Origin of the sequence: uncultured Neisseria sp. (assembly GCF_951230505.1) — a bacterium.
GTDB lineage: Bacteria > Pseudomonadota > Gammaproteobacteria > Burkholderiales > Neisseriaceae > Neisseria.
Window position 1 is genome coordinate 1 of record NZ_CATNVN010000129.1, and the last position, 5,210, is coordinate 5,210.

A 5,210-nucleotide genomic window follows, 5' to 3' on the forward strand; every position below is an offset into this window, starting at 1 on the left:
TGGCAGCATTCCCATTTTTAGAAATGCCCGATTCGCGGTATATCAATGACGGTTTTCAGGTATTGCTGGAATTGGGGGCGGTGGAGGCCGTCTGAAAATAAAAGCTTTCTTCATAAAATGGCAGGCCATGTTTCATTTTCAGACGGCCTAAATCATTGAGAAACTAAAAACTATTGAAAAGGGAATATTGGGTTTTAAAACTCAATCGGTAAATCTTTTATTGTGAAATATTAATGATGAAAAAATCTTTCCTCACGCTTGTTCTGTATTCGTCTTTACTTACTGCCAGCGAAATCGCCTATCGCTTTGTATTCGGGATTGAAACTCTGCCGACTGCGAAAATTGCGGAAACGTTTGCGCTGACATTTGTGATTGCTGCGCTGTATCTGTTTGCGCGTTATAAGGTGACGCGTTTGTTGATTGCGGTGTTTTTCGCGCTCAGCATTATTGCCAATAATGTGCATTATGCGGTTTATCAAAGCTGGATGACGGGTATTAATTATTGGCTGATGCTGAAAGAGGTTACCGAAGTCGGCAGTGCGGGCGCGTCGATGTTGGATAAGTTGTGGTTGCCTGTATTGTGGGGCGTGTTGGAAGTCGTGCTGTTTTGTAGCCTTGCCAAATTCCGCCGTAAGACGCATTTTGCCGCCGATATTTTATTTATTGCGGCGATGTTGCTGATTTTTGGACGTTCATTCAGTACGACGCAGGAACACGGTATTTCGCCCAAACCGACATACAGCCGTATCAAAGCCAATTATTTCAGCTTCGGCTATTTTGTCGGACGCGTGTTGCCGTATCAGTTGTTTGATTTGAGCAAGATTCCTGTGTTCAAACAGCCAGCGCCAAGCAAAACCGGACAAGGCAGTATTCAAAATATCGTCCTGATTATGGGCGAAAGCGAAAGCGCGGTGCATTTGAAATTGTTTGGCTACGGACGCGAAACTTCGCCGTTTTTGACCCAGCTGTCGCAAGCCGACTTTAAGCCGATTGTGAAGCAAAGCTATTCCGCCGCTTTGATGACGGCTGTGTCCCTGCCCAGCTTTTTCAATGCGATACCGCATGCCAACGGCTATGAGCAAATCAGCAGCGGCGATACCAATATGTTCCGCCTCGCCAAAGAGCAGGGCTATGAAACGTATTTTTACAGCGCGCAGGCGGAAAACGAGATGGCGATTTTGAACTTAATCGGTAAGAAATGGATAGATCATCTGATTCAGCCGACGCAACTCGGCTACGGCAACGGCGACAATATGCCTGATGAGAAGCTGCTGCCGCTGTTCGACAAAATCAATTTGCAGCAGGGCAAGCATTTTATTGTGTTGCACCAACGCGGTTCGCACGTCCCATACGGCGCATTGTTGCAGCCGCAAGATAAAGTATTCGGCGAAGCCAATATTGTAGATAAGTACGACAACACCATCCATAAAACCGACCAAATGATTCAAACCGTATTCGAGCAGCTGCAAAAGCAGCCTGACGGCAACTGGCTGTTTGCCTATACCTCCGATCATGGCCAGTATGTGCGCCAAGATACCTACAATCAAGGCACGGTGCAGCCTGACAGCTATCTTGTGCCGCTGGTGTTGTACAGCCCGGATAAGGCCGTGCAGCAGGCTGCCAACCAAGCTTTTGCGCCTTGCGAGATTGCCTTCCATCAGCAGCTTTCAACGTTCCTGATTCACACGCTGGGCTACGATACGCCGGTTTCAGGTTGTAGCGAAGGCTCGGTAACGGGCAATCTGATTACAGGCGATGCAGGCAGCTTGAACATTCGCGACGGCAAGGCGGAATATGTTTATCCGCAATAAGCGGCGTGAAAACCAATAAAGACAAATTTAGATGATGTCGGGGAAGATGCCCGACCGACAAGACTATGCAAAATATGAAAAACCAAGTACGCGGATCAGGCATGGATGCCCGATCCAACCCAGCCAATGTTTCAGACGGCCTGCAAAACAGTTCGGGCCATATCGGTGCTAACACACGCTACCGCTTAACCAAACTCGGCGAACAAATGGCGCGCCTGCCCATCGACCCGAAAATTGCGCGCATTTTGTTGGCGGCGAAGAAGCACGACTGTATGGCGGAAATATTGGTGATTGCGTCCGCGCTGTCAATTCAAGACCCGCGCGAGCGGCCGCTGGAAGCGCGCGATGCCGCCGCCAAGGTGCACGAGCGTTTTACCGACAAGCAATCCGACTTTCTTGCCTATCTGAATATTTGGGACAGTTTCCAGCGCGAGCGCGACAAAGGTTTGTCCAACAAGCAGCTGGTGCAATGGTGCCGCCAATATTTCTTGTCGCACCTGCGTATGCGCGAATGGCGCGAGCTGCACCACCAGCTTGCCCAAACTGCGATTGAAATGGGTTTGACCACCAAAGAAGCCGCGTTTAGACAACCTCCTACCCAAGAGCAATTAAGGCCGTCTGAAAGCCAAGGCGACCAAGATTTGGCGGCCAAACTCAAACAAAAACAACTGGATAAAAAGCAACACCGCGCCCAAATCCGCGCCGCAAAAGAAGCCGGCTACGAACAAATCCACCGTGCCCTGCTGACCGGCCTTATCGCCAACGTCGGCATGAAATCGCCCGACGGCAACGACTACACCGGCGCGCGCGGCAGCCGTTTCCACCTTTTTCCTGCATCAGCCCTGTTCAAAGCCAAACCCAAATGGGTGATGGCTGCAGAATTGGTTGAAACCACGCGCCTTTACGCGCGCGACGTCGCCGTTATCCAGCCCGAATGGATCGAGCAGGAAGCGCCGCACCTCGTCCGCTATCATTATTTCGAGCCGCACTGGGAGCAAAAACGCGGCGAAGTCGTCGCCAGCGAACGCGTGACGCTTTACGGCCTGACCGTATTGCCGCGCCGCCCCGTGTCTTACGGCAAAGTTGCACCTGAAGAAGCGCGCGAAATCTTTATCCGCGGTGCATTGGTGGCGCAAGAAAGCAATCTTCAGACGGCCTTTTTTGCCCACAATAAAAAGCTGATTAAAGAAATTACCGAACTCGAACACAAATCGCGCAAGCAAGACGTATTGGTCGACGACGAAGCCCTGTTCGCGTTTTATAACGAACGCCTGCCCGAGCTGGTGTGGAAAGATGCAAAAGGCGGCATTTGGGGAAGTGAAGAGGGCGGACAAACCCAGTCGGACAAGACAGTCGATCAAAACGGACAAGCAAACCAGCGCAACGCAGGACGTGTGGCACAAGCCATGCATACGGATTCCAATGATGCGGACAACCGCGAGCGTGAACCGAGTTCACATACCCGACAAAATGTTTCAGACGACCCAAAACCCAAAAAGCAGCCAGCATCTCAAAAAGGCCGTCTGAAACCTTTACCCCTTGCCGATATTCGCACCTTTGAAGCCTGGCTCAAAACCGCCGAACGCGACAATCCGCGCCTGCTGTTCCTAAGCCGCGACGATCTGATGCAACACGCCGCCGCGCACATTACCGAAGAGCAGTTCCCCAAATTCTGGCAAACCGCAGACGGCAAGTTCAAACTTTCCTACCGCTTCGAGCCGCACCATCCGCTCGACGGCGTGACCATGACCGTGCCGCTGACCGTCCTCAACCGCCTGCACGCGCCGTCGCTCGAATGGCTGGTGCCCGGTATGTTGCGCGAAAAAATCCAGCTGCTGATTAAAGCACTGCCGAAGCAAATCCGCCGCATTTGCGTGCCCGTCCCCGATTTCATCACCAAATTTCTCGAAAGCAATCCCGACCGCCAAGCGGCCATTATTCCCCAGTTGGCGCACTTTATCGCCAAAAGCGCAGGCGATATGCGGATTTTCGAGCAAATCGACCAAGACGCATGGGCGGCGCAAGAATTACCCGAACACTGCTATCTGAATCTGCGCATTATCGATGATGGCGGACAAGAGCTTGCCGGTGGCCGCAAACTGCATGAGTTGCAACAACAACTCGGCCAAGCCGCCGCCGTCACCTTCCGCGACAACACCCAAGAATTCGAGCGCGACAACGTCACCACATGGGACATCGGCACCCTGCCCGAATCCATCAAATTCGCACGCGGCAAGCAACAGCTCACCGGCTATCTCAGCCTGCAAAAAGAAAAAGACGGCCGCATCGCCCTGCGCCTGTTTGACACCACCGAAGCCGCCGAACAGGCACACCGTCAAGGCGTCATCGAATTGATGAAGCTGCAATTAAAAGAGCAGGTAAAAGATCTGAACAAAGGCATCCAAGGCTTCACCCAAGCCGCCATGCTGCTCAAACACATCAACGCCGACACCCTGTGTGACGACCTCACCCAAGCCGTCTGCGACCGCGCCTTTATTGGCGAAGACGAGCTGCCGCGCAACGAAAAAGCCTTTAAAGAGCAAATCAAACGCGCCCGCAGCCGCCTGCCCGCCGTCAAAGAAGCCCTCAGCCGCTACCTGCAGGAAACCGCCGCCGCCTACACCGAACTGAACGGCAAACTCGGCAAACACCCATTGACCCACCTTCTAAGACTACGCCTGCAAACCCTGCTCGCCGCCGGCTTTGCCACCCGCACCCCGTGGGCACAATGGCCGCGCCTCCCCATCTACCTCAAAGCCATGAGCCTGCGTCTCGAAAAATACAGCAGCAACCCCGCCCGCGACGCAGCCCGCGAAGCCGATATTCAAGAGCTGGAACAAATGTGGCAAGAAAAAACCGACAGCTTAGTGAAACAAGGACTACCCGTTTCAGACGACCTCGCCGCGTTTAAATGGATGATTGAAGAATTGAGGGTATCGCTTTTTGCGCAGGAATTGAAGACGCCGTATCCGGTGTCGGTGAAGAGGTTGTTGAAGGAGTGGGAGAGTACTTACTAGAATATTAAGATTATTTTATATTGTTTAAATAAGCATCTGTATTTTTTAGATTTGAATTTATAGGGATTATGTTATGAATTTTAGCTGGAAAAACTTGGAAGATCATGTTCGTAATTTAGCTGAATTACGTTGGAAAAAACCTTGTGTTGCTGAACACATAAATGGAGTTGATTTTGATGGTGTAATTAGAGTTGATGCAGATGAAATCATCTTATTAGAAATAACAAAAGAAAGAAATCTTGAGAAAGTTAGGAATGATATCAGTAAAATCCAATCACTCAAACTTAAATATGCAGGAGATGTTATTGTTAGTAAAGGTTTAATTATATTAGAAGAAAATCCTACAAGCTATATGAGAGAAGTAGGAGTCCAGAATAAAATA

General features: G+C 50.8%; 3 protein-coding genes. All 3 read left to right on the forward strand.

The features are described 5' to 3' along the window. Positions 1–233: 233 nt before the first annotated feature. Positions 234–1,811 (forward strand): lipooligosaccharide phosphoethanolamine transferase, encoded by a 1,578-nt coding sequence (gene lpt3, locus Q1M25_RS07890; protein ID WP_300483686.1) that lies wholly within the window; start codon positions 234–236, stop codon positions 1,809–1,811. A 65-nt stretch (positions 1,812–1,876) separates the two neighbouring features. Further along, a complete protein-coding gene (locus Q1M25_RS07895; protein ID WP_300483688.1) occupies positions 1,877–4,828 on the forward strand; it encodes a DUF3418 domain-containing protein in 2,952 nt (983 codons plus the stop codon). Positions 4,829–4,901: 73 nt separating this feature from the next. Beyond that, positions 4,902–5,210 (forward strand): hypothetical protein (locus Q1M25_RS07900; protein WP_300483690.1); only part of this gene is annotated, 309 nt, incomplete at its 3' end.

Bases quoted from the DNA above. Each gene is read 5' to 3' on its own strand.
- lpt3 (WP_300483686.1), top strand. From the start codon at position 234: ATGATGAAAAAATCTTTCCTCACGCTTGTTCTGTATTCGTCTTTACTT.
- Q1M25_RS07895 (WP_300483688.1), top strand. From the start codon at position 1,877: ATGCAAAATATGAAAAACCAAGTACGCGGATCAGGCATGGATGCCCGA.